Source organism: Spongiactinospora gelatinilytica (assembly GCF_003236385.1).
In the GTDB taxonomy this organism is placed as follows: Bacteria; Actinomycetota; Actinomycetes; order Streptosporangiales; family Streptosporangiaceae; genus Spongiactinospora; species Spongiactinospora gelatinilytica.
On the sequence record NZ_POUA01000144.1, the window covers coordinates 1 to 17,048 of the forward strand.

The window sequence follows — 17,048 nt, forward strand, 5'->3', positions numbered from 1 at the left end:
CCAGCCTGGGCATCTTCGTCAGGCCAGTGCGGGGGAGACCCGGCTGCTGCGCTGTTCGCACGGTGACGACGAGTGGTACGCGAAGCTGGCCTGGCGGGCCAGGGACGGCTGGCGGGCGCTGTCCCGCCGGGCGGGTGAGGAGCTCTACACCGAGTCGGGGGTGGTGTGGTTCGCCCGGCGGGCGGACGGCTGGGAACGGCGCAGCGCGGCCGTCCTCGCCGGGCTGGACATCCCGCACGAGATCTGGGAGCCGGCGCGGGCCGCCCGGATGTTCCCCGGCTTCCGGGGCGATGACCTGGCGTTCGCGCTGTGGGAGCCGCGGGCGGGGGTGCTGCGGGCACGGCGTGCCGTCCAGGTCACGGCGGGGCTGGCGCAGGACGCGGGCGTGCGGCTGGTACGCGGGCGGGCCGAGCCGTACGGCGGGGCCGCGGTCCGCGTCGGCGGCGAGGTGATCCGCGCCGACCGGGTGGTGTGGGCCGTCGGCGCGTGGCTGCCCGAGGTGTTCCCCGAGGTCGCCCGGATCGTGGACCTCACGGTGACCCGGCAGGACACCCTGCACTTCGCGGCGCCCGCGGAATGGGCGCTACCGCCGGTGCCCGCCTGGATGGACTACGACGGCTCGATGTACGGGCACGGGGATCTCGGCGGGGCCGGAATGAAGGTCACCTCCGACGAGGAGGGCCCGCCGTACGAGCCGGAGGACGGCGACCGGCGGGTGTCCGCGCGCGGCGAGCGGGCCGCCCGCGCCTACCTGGAACGTCGCTTCCCCGCGCTGGCCGGGGCGAACGTGCTGCTCGGCCAGGTGTGCCAGTACGCGCTCACCCCGGACGCCGAGTGGATCATCGCCGAGGTCGCCGAGCGCACCTGGGTGCTGGGCGGGGATTCCGGGCACGGCTTCAAGCACGCCCCGGCGCTCGCCGCGTACGTCCTGGCGGTCCTGAACGGCGAGCGCGCCCCGGAGACCCGCTTCGGCCTGCACGGACGCGCGCCGACCCGGGGCCTGCGGACCAGCGGGAGCACCGATCTGTCATCCGGAGTTAAGGGCGATCTTGACTCTTAGGTCTGGCTAGTCGGGTTACGGATGGGTAAGGTTTCTGGCGATCTCCGTTCCGGCGACCGCGCCGGTTCTGAAGCCCCCCGGGGAGCTAAACAAATGCGATGGAACCTCCGCAGGACGCTCGCCCTGGGGGCGGCCGTCACGCTGATCGGCGTGGGCCTGCCCAGTGCGGCGTATTCGGAGCGCGACCCGAACCTGTGCAAGGAGCTGTACGGCCCCAGCGCACCGGACTACATGGTCTGTGACAACATGACCGCGCCCGAGGACGTCCTGGACGTCGTCAACTTCTGGCTGAAGGACGACGGCAAGAACCTCAAAGACGCCGAACCGAACCCGCCCAACGTCGCCGACTGCTCCGAGCCGGGCGCGGTCTGCCCCGACGACGGCGAGGGCGACGGCACACCGCGCGGTGACGGCGACCCCGCGCCCGACGACTACAAGGAGCCCGAGGGCAAGCCGGAGTGCGACACCCCGGGCTCGATCTGCTCCATCGACGGCACCCCGGTGGACGCCCGCAAGCTCGCGGTCGGCGCGGCCGACGTCCAGAGCGCCGCACAGACCGCCGAGGGCCGAGCGGTGACCTCCGCCAAGGACGCCGGGCTGCGGGCGTGGATCGACACCGAGCTGGCCGACGACTGGAAGGCCGGGGCCGAGCAGTTCGCCGCCGCCGTCAAACGGGTCGGCGCGCTCGCCGCCCAGCCGGGCGTGCAGGGCATCAGGTTCACCTCCCAGCTCGGCTACAACCAGACGTTCACCGACGCCGGCCAGATCACGAAGTTCGTCACGGCCACGTCGGCGGCGCTGCGGATCGCCGCGCCCGGCAAGAGGCTCGCCGTCCACACGCTGGTGCCCGAGCTGGGCTGCGGGGCCGACGAGACCTGCAAGCAGGCGATGGCGAAGAAGTACCCGCTGCTCACGCCGGACAAGGTCGAGTCGTACCTGACCACCGGCGCGGTGGACCACCTCGCGCTGGACAGCGGCCTGATGCGCGGCGAGTACGCCCCCTACAAGCTCGACGCCAAGCGGGCGCTGCGCAACCAGTGGGTGCAGGTCAGGGCCCGGGCGTGGGACACCTACCTGCACATCGCGGCCGAGGACGCGTCGTTCGCCGGGGCGGGCTCCTCCAAGCTCACCGCGCAGCAGACCACCGGCGTGATCGCCGAGCGGGTCAGCCAGGCGATCATGGACGGCGCGGCCGAGACGGTCAACCTGTGGAGCCGCTGGCAGGACGACCAGGGCCAGGTCTACCGGATCATGGGCGAAAGGCACTCCGGCAGCGCGAGCTGGGACCAGCTCACCAAGCTGGACGAGATCCGGTCCCGGCTGGCCACCCTCTACAACCCGGGCGCGCCCGAGGTCGATCCCGCGGCCGACCTGAAGAAGCTGTCCGAGGCGTTCGGCCAGGTCTTCGTGACCGTCGGCTGACACCTTTCGTGGAGAACGCCCCGGTTCGCCGGGGCGTTCTTCATTGGGCGCCCAGCGTACGGGCGAGCACTCCGGCCAGCACGGAACGTGCGTCCGGTCCCGCCCGGTCGGCGGTCCGCCAGGCGATGAACCCGTCCGGCCGGACCAGCATCGCCCCCTCGGGGGAGGTACTGGACATCTCCGGCCAGCGGCCCTCCAGGTCGGTCGCGTCGCCGCCGATGACGTGGCCGGTGAGCGGCAGGCCGCGGTCCCTGGCGACCGCGTCGGCCGCCCGCACCCAGTCCCCGCCCTCGGACCCGGCCAGCAGCACCATCCCCCTGGCCCACAGGTCCACGGTGGACAGCCGTTCGCCGTCGATCTCCAGCCAGACGTGCGGCACGCGGCTCCCCGGGCCGCCGCCCGGCCGCCGGGGGTCCTCCACCAGCGGCCCGCCGGTGCCCGGCCGCGGGTACCGGTAGCCGAACAGCAGGCTGACCTCGTCCAGCAGTTCCGCCTCCGGCGTGCCGGCGGGATTCGCCCGGCCGAACCACGCCGTCCTGGTGGCCACCGCCTGGTTCATGGTGATCTCGGCGATCGGCCGCCGTTCGGTGTCATAGGTGTCCAGGAGGGCGGGACCGGCCCAGCCGCGGCTCACGTACGCGAGCTTCCAGGCCAGGTTCGCCGCGTCGTGGATGCCGGTGTTGCCGCCGTAGGCCCCGGCCGGCGGCATGACGTGGGCGGCGTCGCCCACCAGGAACACTCGCCCGTCGGAGAACCGGTCGGCCACGGCCGCGGTCGTCTCCCAGGGCGTGACGTCGAGCACCTCGACGTCCAGGCCGGGGATGCCGGTGGCGGCCCTGGCCAGCTCCACGCAGCGCGCGGCGGGGAACAGGTCGGCGGCGTCGCCCTCCTGCGGGCGGTACCGGACGTGCAGCGAGATCCGGTCGCCGACCACCCGGACCATCCCCGAAAAGCCGGGATTGCGCACCTGGCCGATGACGAACCGCTTGCCGCGCAGCGTGTCGCCGAGGTCGGCCCGGACCATGATGGCGGCCACGTACTCCAGTACGCCGGGACCGTGCCGGTCGATCTTGAGCCGGTGGCGGATCGGGCTGTCCGCCCCGTCGGCGGCCACCAGGTGCCCGGCCTCGATCTCGGTACGCGCCCCGGTCGCGCGGTCGGCCAGCACGGCGGTCACGCCATCGGGTTCGTTGGCGAACGCCACCAGCTCGGTACCGAACCGCAGATCCGCGCCCAGCGCCTCTGCGTGCTCGCGGAGAACCGGTTCGAGCACGTCCTGGGACAGGATCGCGTCGTTGGCCGGGCTCACGTCGGAGTAGTCGGCGTGCGCGCCCCGCGCGTTGGGCGGCTGTAGCCAGCGGTGGTTCGGGCTGGTCAGGCTCTCGGCCCAGAGCAGCCCGGTGCCGTCCAGCGCCCACGGGCCGGCCGCGCGCACGGCGTCCTCCACCCCGGCGGCCCGGAACAGCTCCAGCGTCCTGGCGTTGTAGCCGGGGGTGCGCGGGTGGATCGAGGTGCCGGGATGGCGTTCGACCAGCGTGACGTCCACCCCGTGGCGGCTCAGGAACAGCGCGGTGCACAGGCCGCTCAGGCTGCCGCCCACGACCAGCACCGGGGTCGTCGGCACGGACATGGGCCACCCCCTTGCGTCAGCGGAGGGCTCAATCGAGCTAACCATTTCTAGCTGCATCGCCGGATCAACGAACCGAAAAGACTTTCTCCGGGTTCTCGGGTACGGAGAGGGATGTGGCGGACAAACTCGGCAGGTACCGCGGCAGGCGCGACCCCCGGCGCACGCCGGAGCCGGTGCCGGAACTGGTGCCGGAGGGCGGCGGGGACGACACGTTCGTGGTCCAGGAGCACCACGCCCGCGCGCTGCACTGGGACCTGCGGCTGGAACGAGATGGCGTGCTGGTCTCCTGGGCCGTCCCCAAGGGCCTGCCGGCCGACCCCCGGACCAATCACCTGGCCGTCCACACCGAGGACCACCCGATGGAGTACGCGTCGTTCGAGGGAGAGATACCGCAGGGGGAGTACGGCGGCGGGACCATGACGATCTGGGACCACGGCACGTACATCACCGAGAAGTGGACCGACCGTGAGGTCAAGGTCGTGCTCTCCGGGGAGCGGGTCCACGGGCGGTATGTGCTTTTCCACACCAAAGGCCGCAACTGGATGATCCACCGGATGGACCCGCCCGCCGCCGGCTGGGAGCCGCCGCCGTCGCCGCTGGCCGCGATGCGCCCGGTCACGCGGACCAGGCCGCCCCGCGACCAGGGGGCCTACGCGTACGAGTTCGCCTGGCCGGGGCGGCGGGCCTTCGCGTACGTGTCGGGCGGGCGGCTCACCCTGCGGTCCGGCGCGGACGACATCACCGCAGGCCACCGCTGGCTGCGGTCGCTCGGCGGCGAGCTGGGCAGCCGCGCGGTGGTGCTCGACGGCGAGATCGTCACCCTCCAGGGCGGCGAACTGTACGTCTGCTACGACCTCGTCTACGACGACGGCCGGTCACTGCTGGCCGAGCCGTGGTCGCGCCGCCGTGGCGCGCTGGAGGCCCTTGCGGTGAACGGCCCGCGCTGGCAGACCGCGCCGGTCTGGCGCAGCGGCCCCCAGGACGTACGGCGGGCCGCCCGCGAGCAGGGCCTGCCCGGCGTCGTCGCCAAACGGCTGGACTCGCCCTACGAGCCGGGCGCGGAGTCGGCCGCCTGGGTGTACGTCCCGAGCTGAAACGTCAGCGGCTCACCCCGACGATGCGCCGGGCCTCCTCGACGTTCGCGATCGGGCGGCCGATCTGCTCGGCCATCTTGACCACGTTCTCCACCAGCTCGGCGTTGCTGCGCGAGGGCTCGCCGCCGGGCAGGTAGGGGTTGTCCTCCCAGCCGACGCGCACGTGCCCGCCCATCGCGATGGCCAGCGGCAGCAACTGCCACTGCGCGACCGGGTCCATCACGCTGATGTTCCAGTTGGTGTCCGGCGGGAGGTGCTTGACCATGTACATGAGCGCGTCCGGGGTCGGCGGGGTCCACGCGCCGCCCTGCCAGCCGAAGAACAGCGTGGCCCAGACCTTCTCCTTCAGCAGGCCCTGCCGCCGGACGTACTCAAGGTTCCAGAACGCGCCGGTGTAGAAGCACTCGATCTCCGGCTTGACGCCGTTCGCCTCGGCCGCGGTGACGAACTCGACCAGCTCGTCACGCGGGTGCAGGGAGTACATCTCGTTGGCCGGGTAGGCCGGGTCCGGCTGGAAGTACTCGTCGTGCACGTTGAAGGCGTACGACATCATGTCCGGGTTCAGGGACATCAGCTCCACCTTCTCCGGAAGGCGGGCGCTGGCGATGCCGAACTGGATGATCGGGTCGGTGCCGACCGTCCGGATCTTGTCGGTGAGGTCCTTCCAGCCGGCAAAGTCGATCTTGGACAGCTTCTTGCCGTCCGCCTGGATGGCGTCCTCCAGATAGTGCACACCGTGGTGGTGGCACAACGTCGCACCCGCGTTCACCGAGTCGATGTACTCCTGGCCGACCTTGCCGGTGTCCTCGATCGGCGGCATGCCCTGGTAGCCGGGATAGGACATCGTGCTGTCCACCGTGACGGTGATGACGAGCGGGTCCATGAAATCTCCTTTGTGTGGGTATTGGTGGGGGGCAGGTTCAGAGCGGCACGGGCAGGCCCGTGGCCACCGACTCGTAGGCGCGCTCGATGACGCGCACCGCGTACGCGCCGTCCTCCGCCGCGACGGCGGTCGGCTCGCCGTTCGCGATCGAGTGGGCGAAGCTCTCGATCCCCGCCGCGATCGACTCGTATTTCCAGGTGCTCGGCGCGTAGGCGGTGCCGGGCAGCGGCGATCCGGCGTGGTCGCGCTTGCCGTGGAAGATCATCGCCGGCGGGTTCTGGTGCTGGTCCACGACGATCAGGCCCTTGGTGCCGTGTACCTCAAGGCGCTCGTTCCACGGCCCGCCGGAGGTGAACGTGGACTCGACGGAGAACAGCGCGCCCGAGCGCATCCGGCCGCACACCACCGACCAGTCCTCGACCTGGCTGGCCCCGACCAGGCGCTCGGACAGCGCCCGCAGCGACGCGATCTCGCCGAACATCCACTTCAGCAGGTAGAAGGAGTGCGCGCCGGCGTCGATGATGGTGCCGCCGCCGGAGCCGTCCCGGCGTCCCTTCCACAGCTTCGGGTCGCCCAGCCGCTCGAACTCGTTGCCGCTGATCAGCGTGCGGACGAGGGTCACCTCGCCGATCTCGCCCGCGTTGATGGCGGAAAGGGCCGCCTGGTAGGCGGGGACGAACCGGGTGTTCTCGTTGACGGTTAACGTGAGGCCCTTGCCGGCCGCGAGCGCGACGAGTTCGGCGGCGTGCCCGGCGTCCACGGTCATCGGCTTCTCGATCAGGACGTGCTTGCCCGCCTCCAGGAACTCGCGGGCGATCTCGTAGTGGACGTTGTGCGGGAGTACGAGGTCCACCGCGTCGATCCGGTCGTCTTCCAGCAGCCGGCGGTGGTCGGCGGTCGCCTCCGCGCCGAGCGAGGCGGCGGTCCGCTCGGCGACCGCCTCGTCGAAGTCGCAGACGACGACGGCGGCGAGGCCGTCCGCCCGCTGGTAGGCCAGGTGGTGGGCGAGCTGGTAGATCTCTCCGAGGCCGACGACGCCGAACCTGATGGGGCCGCTCACTTGGCCACGCTCCCTTCGAGGCGTTCGCGGATGACGGCGCGGTTGTGGGTGAGCGAGTCCATGACCCGCGACTCGTGCCGGAAGACCGCCACCGAGGCGACGCCGTCGAACCCGGCATCGCGCAGCGCGGTGAACACCTCGTCCCAGTCGATGTCGCCCTGGCCGATGTCGAGGTGCTGGTGGTTGCGCACGCCGGGACTCGACGGGTTGAGGAACGTACGGCCGGGCAGCAGCGTGTCCGCCAGGTGGACGTGGTCCATCGTGTCGCCCGCGTAGGCGATGATGTCGCGGTTGACGCCCTCGATGTGCCCGCGCTCGTCCTCCACGCCGGTGAGGTAGTAGGTGTGCGGCACGCAGTGCAGGTAGGTGACGTGGTCGCTCTGCAACCCGCGGATGAAATCGACCGCCGCGACGCCGGACTCCACCCAGTCGCCCGGATGCGGTTCGAGCGCGATCGTGATGCCCTCCGACTCCACCAGCGGCAGCACCTCCTCAAGGGAGCGGCGCGTCGCGGCCTCACCGGCCTGCGGGGCGGCCGGGTGCCCGGTGAACTCGGAGTTGATCCGGTCGCAGCCGAGATCGACGGCCAGTTGCACGGTCTGCTGCCAGTAGCCGACCGCCGCCCGCCGGATGTCCTCCTCCGAGCTGCCCCACGCCTGCTCGATGAAGATGGACGCGATCTCGACGCCGTGCGTCTTCGACGCCGTGGCGATCTCGGCGATCTTGGCCTTGGACGCCCGCCTGCCGCCGTAGCTCGGCATCACGTCCGGCCGGGGGGACAGCTCCAGGTGGTCGAAACCGGCCTCGCGCACGGTCGAGAACACCGTGTCGATGGGGTGTGGACGCAGCATCCACGTATCGGTCGCGATCTTCATCTCGCTCCTCGTTGATCAGTTGCCGTGCTTTGTGCGGTTCTGGTCGCGCAGTGCCTCGTGCGTGATCACGACCCGGCCGCGGGCCTGGCCGCCGCGCAGGCGGGCGAGCGCCTCGTTGGAGCGCTCCAGCGGGTACTCCTCGTCCAGCGGCGGGGTGATGACGCCCTCGGCGAGCAGCCGCAGCGCGTCCTGCTGGTCGCGGCGGTCGCCGTTGCGCGAACCGACGATCTCCAGCTCGCGCTGGGCGATGGTGGTCGAACTGATGCCGGGGAAGTCGGGTTCCTCGCCGACCACCACGATCCGGCCCCGGCGGCGCACGTACTGCGCCGCGTCGGCCATCGACGCCGACGACCCCACCAGGTCGATCACCAGATCAGCGCCGTCGTCGCCGGCCCAGGCGCGAATCCGTGCCACGCGGTCCGGTGCCGAGGCCAGGGCGGTGTGACCGGCCCCGTTGCGGGCCGCCGCCGCCAGGTTGTCCTCCCGCGCATCGATCGCCGCCGCCGCGATACCGGCGTCGGCCAGGATCTGGAGGACGATCTGCCCGATGCCGCCCGCGCCGATCACCACCGCCGTCTCCGCCGGCGTCACCGTGCCGCGGCGGTAGGCGTGCAGGGCGGTGACGACCGCGCAGCTCGACAGCCCGGCGATCCTGGGGTCCAGCCCTTCGGGGACCTTCAGCAGGTTGCCGGCCGGGGCGGTGAAGTACTCGGCGAAGCCCCCGGGCAGCGTCACGCCGATGATGCCGCGCAGGTGCAGGGCCTGCGCGTGGGCGCCCGCCCGGGTGAACCGGCAGTCCCGGTCCGCGACGAACAGGTGCGGCACGACGACCTGGCCGACCTCGAAGTCGGACACCGCCGCGCCGCGTTCGACCACGACGCCCGCGGGTTCGTGGCCCATGATGTGCGGCAGTCGCGGGACGTAGGCGAGGCCGTCCTGGACGTGCAGGTCCGTCCGGCACACGCCGCTGGACAGCGTGCGGATCAGCACCTCGTCAGGACCGATCCGGGGGACGGGCACCTCGCGGATCTCCAGCGGGCGGCCGATCCCGGTCAGCAGCGCGGCCCGCATGCGGGTGTTCATCGCCACCGCTCCGCCCACGCGTCGAAGAACCGGGTCGCCGCCACGGCGGTCGAGTCGTAGTACCCGTAGCAGCCCTCGGTGGTCACGAGTGTCGGCAGGCGCAGCCCGGCGATGCGGTCGGCGAGGACGGCGAAGTCGTCCGACTCCAGGCGGAGCAGGCCGAACCCCTGCTCCCGGTGGGCGTCGTAGCCCAGGGCCAAGACCAGGTACTTCGGGGCGAAGCGGCCGATCGCCGCAAGGGCGGTCGCCAGGGCCGCCTCGTAGGCGGCGAAGCCGGAGCCGACCGGCAGCGGGAGGTTCAGGTTGGCGTCCGGCGCGCCGGGGCCGCCGGTCTCCTCGGCGAACCCGGCGACGTGCGGCCAGCCCTCGGCGTGGATCGAGACCGTCAGGACCGAGGGGTCGTCGTAGAACGCGGCCTGGGTGCCGTTGCCGTGGTCCTGGTCGATGTCGAGCACGGCGACCCGGCCATCGCGCGAGAGTTCGCGCGCGGCGATGGCGGCGTTGGCGAACAGGCACAGGCCGCCGCCGATGGCGGGCAGCGCGTGGTGGCCCGGGGGACGGCACGGCACCAGCACCATCGCCGGTCCCTCGCCGCGCGCGGCCAGCCAGCGGGCCCCCTGGTGGGAGGCCGCCGCGCTGTGCAGCGCGCCCTGGCACACCGCGGGCGTGGCCCGGGTGACCTCGTCGAAGAAGTACTGGATGTGCCGGCCCTCGAAGGTGCGCGGCTTCGACACCCGCAGTTCGGGCAGCGCGACGACGTTCAGCGGGAACTTCGTGGCGCCCTCCGGCCGCCGTGCGCCCTCCTTGACGAACTCGACATAGCCCGGGGCGTGTACGCTGAGCGCCGCCGTGCCGTCGTCCGGCTCGGGGACGAGCCGCGCCGCCTCCGGGAACGCCCGCCGGAACGCCGCCAGCGTGGCCGTGACCGACGTCGGGTAGACGAGGTCGGGGAACTCCTGGTGTTCGACGTAGGGTTCGGTCATCTCGGCGAAGACCGGGGCCGAGCTGCTGGTCATGAGTCCCCCAATCGGCTCAGTGCCACACGGATGGTGCGCACGAGCCAAGCCATGACGAACCGGAGGAGTACTGCGGCCGCTCCCGCGCCGAGCAGGACGACGGCGACGACGGCTGTCCTCGGGCTCACTTCGAGTTTGATGTCCTGGAACATCCGCAGCGGCAGCGTCACCGCGGTCGGCCCGGACATGAAGGTGGCCACGACGACGTCGTCGAACGCGGCGAGGAAGGCGAACACGAAGCCGCTGACCAGCGCCGGACGCAGCGCGGGCAGCAGTACGTGCCGCAGCACCGACATCGGCCCCGCGCCCAGGCTGCGCGCGGCGTTCTCCAGCCGGACGTCGAGGTTGCGCAGCGCCGCCGCGGTGATGGACACCGCGAAGGGCAGGCCCAGGACCACGTACGGCAGGATCAGGCCCAGCGGCGTGCCGACCAGGCCCTGTGGCGCCACCAGCAGGAAGAAGCCCAGGCTGTAGATCATCGGTGGCATGATCATCGGCATCGCGACCAGGATCGCGATCGGCGGCCGGGCCCGCCGCGGGCCACGTACCAGGCCGAAGGCCCCGAGGCCGCCGATGACGACGCCGATCGCGGCGGACGCGGAGGCGACGGCCAGGCTGAGGAACGTGGAGTCGAGCCACGCCGTGTCGGCGAAGTAGTCGGCGAACCACCGGGTGGAGTACTCCTCCGGCGGGAACGTCAGGTACGTCGCGTCGCTGAAGGACCAGATCGCCACGACCACCAGCGGCGTGACGAGCAGCGCCGCCCCGGCGACCCAGCTTCCCACGAGGATCGGCAGGCGCAGCCGTCCGGCGAGGCCGAGGCCGGTGTCGAGGACCCGGGCCCGCAGGGCGCGCAGCGCGTCGAACCGTTCGCCACGGTCGGCCCGGCGGGCGGGGCGCGCGTCGCCGGACGGCTCGACGGCGAGCGAGGGCGCGAGGTAGCGGAACAGCACGGTGAACAGCGACAGCACGATCAGCAGCAGCAACGCGGCCTGCGCCGCGGCCCCGGCGGGATCGACGAGGTTGGAGAACCGCACCAGGATGGACTGCGCGATGAGCGTGTCACCGGGCCCGCCGAGCAGCGCGGGCGTCACGTAGAAGCCCAGGGTGCTGATGAAGACCAGGGCGGCGGCGGCCAGCACGGCCGACGAGGTGGCGGGCCGGTACACATGCCAGTGCGCGACGGCGGGCGCGGCCCCGAGGCTCTGCGCGGCGCGCACCGGGGCGCGGTCGATGCCGCTCATCACGCTGTAGATCGGCAGCAGGGCCAGCGGCAGCAGGATCTGCACCGTGCCGATCAGCATGCCGGTCTGGTTGAACACCAGCTCGGGGGGCGAATCGACGCCGAGCAGCTTGAGCGTGCCCGCGACCAGCCCGTTCGGCGCGAGGATCGCGATCCACGCGTAGGAGCGGATCAGGATGCTGGTGAAGTACGGCACGAGCACCACGACCAGCAGCACGCCGCGCAGCCGTTTCGGCATGCGGGTGAGCGCGTAGGCCATGCAGTACCCGAGCACCACGCATATCACGGTGGACAGCGCGGCGATGACCAGGGTGCGGCGGATCGCGCGCCAGAAGACCGGCGAGGTCACCTGCTCGCGGTAGTTGTCCAGGGTGAACCCCTGCCCGCCGCCGAAACTGTCGGCCAGCAGCGTGCCCAGCGGGACGACGAACAGCAGGATCAAGACCGCGAGGAGCGGCACGAGGGTGAGCCACCGGCGGTCCGGCCGGCCCCGCGAGCGGGTGGCCAGACCACCGGTGACCTGCACCGGGGAGCTGTCGACCGACATGGATCTCCTAGATCGAGGTCGTCTTGTCGCAGGTGGTCACGGGGCTACTTGGAGACCCACGCCTGCCAGCGCTCGATGGCGACTTCCTCGTTGCTCTTGTCCGACCCGGGGGCGGTGGCGGTCCACCACGCGTAGTCCTGGGTCACGGCGGACGCGATGTTCTTCGGCGACGTCGGCAGCAGGGCCGCGCGGTCGGCGGAGAGCGTGTCGAAGGCCGCCGAGTTGGCCGGGGAATAGGTGATCGCGTTGGCGAACTCGGCCTGCGGGCCCGGCTCCATCATGAAGGCCAGCAGCTTCTGCGCGTTCGCGGCGTTCTCGGCGCCCTTGAGCACGGCCCAGTTGTCGTACTGGAGGATCGCCCCGTTCCAGGTGCCGGCCACCGGCGCGCCCTTGTCCTCGGCCCCGGCGACCCGGCCGTTCCAGGCGCTGGCGACCGTCGCCTGACCGCCGGTGAGCAGTTGGATGGGCTCGGCCCCGGTCTCCCAGAACTTCACCAGGTTCGGCTTGAGCCGGTCCAGGCTCTTGAACACCCGGTCGTAGTCGATCGGGTAGAGGTCGTCCGGCGCCACGCCGTCGGCCAGCGCGGCGATCTCGAACGTCGCGCTGCCCGCCCCCCACGAGCCTGGGGCGAGGGTCCGCTTGCCGGGGAACTTTTGAACGTTCCAGAAGTCCGCCCAGGAGGTCAGCTTCTGGCCGCCCAGCTTGTCGGTGCTCCAGGCCGGGACGACGGAGATGAAGTACGCGGGCACCGCGTCGTCGGCGGCCTTGACCGGGGCGATCTTGTCGCGGACGCCGTCCTTCCAGACCTTGTAGTCGATCGGCTCCAGCGCCTTGCCGTCGCGGAACCGCTGGAGCACCGCGCCGTTGATGTTCACCAGGTCGAAGGCCGGGGCGCCGGCCTTGACGCCGGTGAGCACCACGGCGGCGTCGAACTCGCCGGAGGCCAGCACGACGTCGATCCCGGTCGCCTTCTCGAACGGGTCGAAGAACGCCTTCTTCATCGCCTTGCCCAGGTCACCGCCGGGGTCGGGGACGATGACCCTACCGGCGGCAGAGGTCTTCCCGGAGTCGGCGCCGCCTCCACAGGCGACCGTCGTGAGCAGCGTGCTGACCGCCACCACCGCCCCCAGCGCGGTCTTGCGAGACAACTTCATCAGCCGAACCTTTCTGTCGTGCAGATCTCTGAAGGGGATTGGCCGGCGGCCTGTCACGAGGCCCGGTCCGCCGCGGGGTAGCCCCGCGCGGCCCGGGCGTCCCAGTGGACGGCGACCCGGTCGCCCACGGCCCACCGGGTCTCCCGGAGGTTCTTGAGCGAAAGGCGTGCGCTCAGGTCGCCGATCGGCGTCTCGACGACGTGCAGGGCTGTCGCGCCCTCGTACAGGACGTCGCTCACGGTGCCGAGTACGGCCGGGGCTTGGTCGTGCTCCGCGTGTTCCGGGGGCAGCAGCGAGACCTCCTCCGGACGCACCCCGACCTCGACACCGGAACCGGGCCGCAGCGACGCGGCGTTCTCCACTTCCCTGCGGTGCTCCGGGCGGTCGCCGTCGAGCACGACGCGGATGCGGCCGTCGGCGTCCAGCACGGCGCGGCCGGTGAAGAAGTTGGTCTCACCGACGAAGTCGGCGACGAAGGCGCTGGCCGGCCGCTCGTACAGGTCGTCGGGGGTGCCGAGCTGTTCGACGACGCCGTCGTTCATCACCGCGACCCGGTCGGCCATGGTCAGCGCCTCGTTCTGGTCATGGGTCACGTAGATGACGGTCGCGCCGAGGTTGCGCTGGAGGCGTTTGATCTCCACCCGCATGTGCTCGCGCAGCCGCTTGTCGAGCGCGCCGAGCGGTTCGTCCATGAGGAGCAGGGCGGGCCGGAACACGATGGCCCGGGCCAGCGCCACCCGCTGCTGCTGGCCACCGGAGAGCCGGTCGGGGAACCGGGCGGCGAATCCCTCCAGCTTGACCAGTTCCAGGGCGTGCTGGATGTGGCTTCGCTGCTCCCGCATGGACATACCACGCATACGCAGCGGAAACCCCACGTTCTGAGCAACCGTCATGTGTTTGAATAGCGCGTAGTGCTGGAACACGACGCCGATGCCGCGCTTGTGCGGTGCCAGGCGCGCGACGTCCCGGCCGTTGATCCGGATCGCACCGCTCGTGGGCTTCTCGAAGCCGGTGAGCATGTTGAGCAACGTCGTCTTTCCCGCGCCGGAGGGCCCAAGGATCGCCAAGAACTCACCGCGGCGGATGTTCAGCGAGATGCCCCGCACCGCCTCGACCGTTCCGTACTTCTTCGTCAGGCCGTCCAGCTCAACCTCACCGCCCGTCGCGGCCCCGTCCATGGCACGGTCCATGGCACGGTCCATGGCTTGGACGCCCTCCGACACCTCGGACATCCTCAACTCCTCGGCTAAGTTGCAATCATTGCAACGCGTTTGGCTGAACATAGGCAGCCCAGGTAGGCGTGTCAAGAGGGTGCTTGGCAATGTAGTGCCACAAGCTCTGTGGTCGTGGGGGATTCGGGTAAAGGTCCGACCGCTTCCTGCTCGCTCGACGGCGTGCTATGTTGCGGGGAGCACAACGCCGCTCAGTTGCTGAAGTGTGCTGTGGCGCGTTGAGAATATTCCGCGAAGACGGTCAGTCCAGGATCTTGGTAAGGGGAGAATCATCTCTATGCCAGACAAGCGATCAACGGACGACGACCTCGGCAACATGTCGCACATCAGGCGTGGCCTCATGGTTCTCGAACAACTGGCCACGAGGTCGGCGACGGCGGCCGAGGTGGGTCGGTTGGTCAACGTCAACCGCAGCAGCGCGCTGCGGATTCTCGGCGATCTCGTGGACGCCGGCTACGTCGCCCGCGACGACGCCACCAAGGAGTTCACCATCCGCCCGGAACGGTTCTACGGGCTGATCGTCAACCACCCCGCGCACGAGCAACTGATGGAGAAGATCGGGCCCCTGCTCAAGCGGCTGACCGGCGAGACCGGCGAGGCGTCGCTCTTCGCCGCCCCGGCCAACGGCAGCATGGTCTACGTCCACTACCAGCCCTCGTCGGAGGTCCTGACGCTGCGCGAACGGATCGGCACCGTGCGGCCCATCCACTGCTCGGCGGTGGGCCGGGCCTACCTGTTGACGATGGACGGCAAGACCCTGGACGAGGTGCTCGGCACGCTCGACTACTCCGGCGGCACCGATCGGGCCGCCAAAGGGCCGCTGGAGTTGCGGCGGCGGGTCGAAGAGGCGCGTAGCGCCGGTTTCGCCCTCGACATCGACGAGACGCTGGTCGGCGCGTCCTGCGTCGCGGCCCCCCTGAATCACAATGGCAGGTGCATCGGTTCGATCGCCCTGTCCGGCCCGACCTCCCGCATGCCCCCCGACCGTCTTGTCGAGCTGGGCGCCCTCGTGGCCAGGGAACTCACGCAGACGTTCTGATTCGTTCTGCCGTGGTGTACTGAACGCCGAGCGGGTCCGGGTCGTCGGCCGACACGCGGCGGCGGAACGTCCACCACGCCCACACCTGCGTGGCCAACATTCCGGGTTGACGGGCAGGCCCGCTGACCTGGGCGGAAAAATCTCCATGTGCGGCGACCCCGGCCGCGGTTTCGAACGGCCCGAGACCTGGGCCGCCGCGCTCGACGGCGTGGAGCGGGTCCACCTCTTCCCGTTCGCCGGTCCGCAGAGCGGGTTCGCGGAGCGGGCGGTCGAGGCCGGGACGCGCAGGTTCGTCGTGGACTCCGCGGTGGCGGCCGGGTTCGCCGAGGGCGGCACGCCCACGTCCGCGCTGGAGCGGCACCTGGCCGACGAACGCGGCTGGCACCGCGGCGTCGAGCGCTCGGTGGAGGCCACCGGTGTGGAATGGACCCACGTACGGCCCGGCCTGCTCGCCACCTGGGCCCTGGGCTGGGCCGATGAGATCCGCACGGCGGGCGAGGTGTGCGCGCCCTACCCCGGCAGCGCGAGCGTGGTCGTACACGAGGCCGACGCCGCCGAGATCGCGGTGTCCGCGCTGCTCACGGACGACCACGTCGGCGCGACCTACACGGTCACCGGGCCCGTGACGACCCCACCCCTGACGGACACACCGGCCGTACTGCTCAACGCGGCCCGCCCGGCTCCCCGATGACATCTTCCGAGCCGACCCCACCATCGTTCTTTTCGACAGGCCGGGCTTCGCCCGGCCTGTCGCTTTCGGTCTGAGTGGGTCTGCGAGGTCTGCGCCGCTGAGTGTTCGAGGGAGCCCAGGTAGGTGTTGGGTGCCGCCTGAGGGCCGGGAGTAAGTCAAGGCTTATCTTCTGGCCTTTTATCCCCTTATGCTCGCTGGCGAGGAAACGACCATTTGAGGGGTGATCGGCGTGGCCGAGAATATCGGCGAGAAGGCCGTTCGGTGCCTGCGGAAGTTGGAGTCCTATGATTTCTCCGGCATGCGGGAGATGTGCACCGAAACGGCCACCGTCTGGCACAATGACGGCAGCGGGGAGCGGTCGATAGACGAAAAGCTGGAACAGCTCAGGCCGCTTGTGGGCAGTGTCGAATCGCTGCGCTATCAGGTCGTACGGCAATTCTGTGATTCGGATGAGGTGCTTCAGCAGCAGGTGCTCCAGGTGTCCACGGCGGACGGGGCGCGAAATGAAGTCCACGCCACGATGTACTTCCGATTCGATGGCGGCCTCATCGACCGGATCGAGGAGTACTCCCACGCGGTGCCGCGGAGCGATATGGGGCGCTCAGGCAAGGTGGAGGGCGAGATCGCGGTGCCGGGCGGGAAGGTCTGGTATCGCAGGATGGGCGGTGGTGGCGTGCCGCTGCTGCTCGTCCATGGCGGGCCCGGCTACCCGAGCGACCTGTTGTTCGAGGCGTTCGAGCCGCTGGCCGGTGAGCGTGAGGTCATCTGGTACGACCAGCTCGGGGTGGGACGCTCCGACCCTGTCGATGATGTGTCGCTGCTGACGGTGGACCGCTTCCTGGACGAACTCGGCGCGGTCATCACGGGTCTCGGCCTGCGCCGGCCGCACGTCTACGGGCATTCGTGGGGGGCCATGCTGGGGCTTCAGTACGCGGCGCGGCGGGCTCCCGACTGGACGAGCCTGGTCTGCGCCAATGGGGTGGCGAGCGTGCCGAGGTTCCAGGAGGAACTGCGGGGGT

General features: G+C 70.9%; 15 protein-coding genes. 6 read left to right on the forward strand and 9 right to left on the reverse strand.

The annotated features are described in order from the left end of the window. Together C1I98_RS19015 and C1I98_RS19020 are read left to right on the forward strand one after the other, a co-directional pair. Positions 1 to 1,060, forward strand: a 1,060-nt coding sequence (locus C1I98_RS19015) for an FAD-dependent oxidoreductase (protein ID WP_111168793.1), incomplete at its 5' end; no start/stop codon positions are given. Positions 1,061 to 1,153: 93 nt separating this feature from the next. Next, positions 1,154 to 2,482, forward strand: a complete 1,329-nt coding sequence (locus C1I98_RS19020) for a hypothetical protein (RefSeq protein WP_111168794.1) — start codon at positions 1,154 to 1,156, stop codon at positions 2,480 to 2,482. A gap of 40 nt (positions 2,483 to 2,522) precedes the next feature. Here the strand turns inward: C1I98_RS19020 and C1I98_RS19025 are convergent, their stop codons facing one another. Continuing rightward, the gene (locus C1I98_RS19025) at positions 2,523 to 4,112 is read right to left on the reverse strand and encodes an FAD-dependent monooxygenase (RefSeq protein ID WP_158558092.1); all 1,590 of its coding nucleotides are present in this window, start codon (positions 4,110 to 4,112) and stop codon (positions 2,523 to 2,525) included. A 113-nt stretch (positions 4,113 to 4,225) separates the two neighbouring features. On the opposite strand from C1I98_RS19025, the gene C1I98_RS19030 reads away from it, so the two are divergent. Next, positions 4,226 to 5,206, forward strand: a complete 981-nt coding sequence (locus tag C1I98_RS19030) for a DNA polymerase ligase N-terminal domain-containing protein (protein WP_111168796.1) — start codon at positions 4,226 to 4,228, stop codon at positions 5,204 to 5,206. Between the two features lie 4 nt (positions 5,207 to 5,210). Here the strand turns inward: C1I98_RS19030 and C1I98_RS19035 are convergent, their stop codons facing one another. The 8 genes from C1I98_RS19035 to C1I98_RS19070 are packed head-to-tail and all read right to left on the reverse strand — an operon-like array spanning position 5,211 to position 14,299. Next, entirely contained in the window at positions 5,211 to 6,089 is an 879-nt protein-coding gene (locus C1I98_RS19035; protein ID WP_111168797.1) for a beta-keto acid cleavage family enzyme, read from the reverse strand. Between the two features lie 37 nt (positions 6,090 to 6,126). Beyond that, positions 6,127 to 7,149, reverse strand: coding sequence for a Gfo/Idh/MocA family protein (locus C1I98_RS19040; protein ID WP_111168798.1), 1,023 nt, complete (start codon positions 7,147 to 7,149; stop codon positions 6,127 to 6,129). Further along, positions 7,146 to 8,024, reverse strand: a complete 879-nt coding sequence (locus C1I98_RS19045; RefSeq protein WP_111168799.1) for a sugar phosphate isomerase/epimerase family protein — start codon at positions 8,022 to 8,024, stop codon at positions 7,146 to 7,148. The genes C1I98_RS19040 and C1I98_RS19045 overlap by 4 nt, the downstream gene beginning before the upstream one ends. Before the next feature lie 15 nt (positions 8,025 to 8,039). Beyond that, positions 8,040 to 9,107: an alcohol dehydrogenase catalytic domain-containing protein gene (locus tag C1I98_RS19050; RefSeq protein ID WP_146607514.1), complete on the reverse strand. Its 1,068-nt coding sequence runs from the start codon at positions 9,105 to 9,107 to the stop codon at positions 8,040 to 8,042. Continuing rightward, entirely contained in the window at positions 9,104 to 10,123 is a 1,020-nt protein-coding gene (locus tag C1I98_RS19055) for an arginase family protein (protein WP_111168801.1), read from the reverse strand. The genes C1I98_RS19050 and C1I98_RS19055 overlap by 4 nt, the downstream gene beginning before the upstream one ends. After that, entirely contained in the window at positions 10,120 to 11,913 is a 1,794-nt protein-coding gene (locus C1I98_RS19060; protein WP_111168802.1) for an ABC transporter permease subunit, read from the reverse strand. Before C1I98_RS19060 ends, C1I98_RS19055 begins: the two co-directional genes overlap by 4 nt. Before the next feature lie 44 nt (positions 11,914 to 11,957). Further along, the gene (locus C1I98_RS19065; RefSeq protein WP_111168803.1) at positions 11,958 to 13,067 is read right to left on the reverse strand and encodes an ABC transporter substrate-binding protein; all 1,110 of its coding nucleotides are present in this window, start codon (positions 13,065 to 13,067) and stop codon (positions 11,958 to 11,960) included. 53 nt (positions 13,068 to 13,120) lie between these two features. After that, positions 13,121 to 14,299 carry an ABC transporter ATP-binding protein gene (locus C1I98_RS19070; protein ID WP_199537045.1) on the reverse strand — a complete coding sequence of 393 codons (1,179 nt, stop codon included), beginning with the start codon at positions 14,297 to 14,299 and terminating at the stop codon, positions 13,121 to 13,123. Between the two features lie 277 nt (positions 14,300 to 14,576). Here C1I98_RS19070 and C1I98_RS19075 point away from each other — a divergent pair, with 277 nt between their 5' ends. From C1I98_RS19075 to C1I98_RS41515, 3 genes are all read left to right on the forward strand, one after another. Beyond that, positions 14,577 to 15,338, forward strand: coding sequence for an IclR family transcriptional regulator (locus tag C1I98_RS19075; RefSeq protein ID WP_111168804.1), 762 nt, complete (start codon positions 14,577 to 14,579; stop codon positions 15,336 to 15,338). A gap of 106 nt (positions 15,339 to 15,444) precedes the next feature. Continuing rightward, entirely contained in the window at positions 15,445 to 16,029 is a 585-nt protein-coding gene (locus C1I98_RS19080; protein WP_233507993.1) for an SDR family oxidoreductase, read from the forward strand. A gap of 229 nt (positions 16,030 to 16,258) precedes the next feature. Further along, positions 16,259 to 17,048 (forward strand): alpha/beta fold hydrolase (locus tag C1I98_RS41515; RefSeq protein ID WP_158558093.1); only part of this gene is annotated, 790 nt, incomplete at its 3' end.

Excerpts from the sequence above, each read along its gene's own strand:
- C1I98_RS19020 (WP_111168794.1), top strand. The coding sequence starts at position 1,154 with ATGCGATGGAACCTCCGCAGGACGCTCGCCCTGGGGGCGGCCGTCACG.
- C1I98_RS19025 (WP_158558092.1), bottom strand. The coding sequence starts at position 4,112 with ATGTCCGTGCCGACGACCCCGGTGCTGGTCGTGGGCGGCAGCCTGAGC.
- C1I98_RS19070 (WP_199537045.1), bottom strand. The coding sequence starts at position 14,299 with ATGTCCGAGGTGTCGGAGGGCGTCCAAGCCATGGACCGTGCCATGGAC.
- C1I98_RS19045 (WP_111168799.1), bottom strand. The coding sequence starts at position 8,024 with ATGAAGATCGCGACCGATACGTGGATGCTGCGTCCACACCCCATCGAC.
- C1I98_RS19055 (WP_111168801.1), bottom strand. The coding sequence starts at position 10,123 with ATGACCAGCAGCTCGGCCCCGGTCTTCGCCGAGATGACCGAACCCTAC.
- C1I98_RS19065 (WP_111168803.1), bottom strand. The coding sequence starts at position 13,067 with ATGAAGTTGTCTCGCAAGACCGCGCTGGGGGCGGTGGTGGCGGTCAGC.
- C1I98_RS19050 (WP_146607514.1), bottom strand. The coding sequence starts at position 9,107 with ATGAACACCCGCATGCGGGCCGCGCTGCTGACCGGGATCGGCCGCCCG.
- C1I98_RS19035 (WP_111168797.1), bottom strand. The coding sequence starts at position 6,089 with ATGGACCCGCTCGTCATCACCGTCACGGTGGACAGCACGATGTCCTAT.
- C1I98_RS19060 (WP_111168802.1), bottom strand. The coding sequence starts at position 11,913 with ATGTCGGTCGACAGCTCCCCGGTGCAGGTCACCGGTGGTCTGGCCACC.
- C1I98_RS19075 (WP_111168804.1), top strand. The coding sequence starts at position 14,577 with ATGCCAGACAAGCGATCAACGGACGACGACCTCGGCAACATGTCGCAC.